Below are 220 nucleotides of genomic sequence, written 5' to 3'. Positions count from 1 at the left end.
TGATAGCTGATAGCTGATAGCTGATAGCTGATAGCTGATAGCTGATAGCTGATAGCTGATAGCTGATAGCTGATAGCCAAATAATATTTTATTGAATTATTTAATCAAGGACTTTATAAGCTCGTTATTGAGGAAATAACAAGTGGCGGAGTGGACGGGACTCGAACCCGCGACCCCCGGCGTGACAGGCCGGTATTCTAACCAACTGAACTACCACTCC

Annotated in this window: 1 tRNA gene; it reads right to left on the bottom strand. The window is 44.1% G+C overall.

Annotated features, from left to right (window positions below):
- Positions 1-143: 143 nt before the first annotated feature.
- Positions 144-220, bottom strand: a tRNA-Asp gene (locus tag R0J88_RS24325).

The organism is Pseudoalteromonas sp. SIMBA_162, assembly GCF_046535955.1.
In the GTDB taxonomy this organism is placed as follows: Bacteria; Pseudomonadota; Gammaproteobacteria; order Enterobacterales; family Alteromonadaceae; genus Pseudoalteromonas; species Pseudoalteromonas marina.
This window is presented reverse-complemented; position numbering and strand designations above follow the sequence as displayed.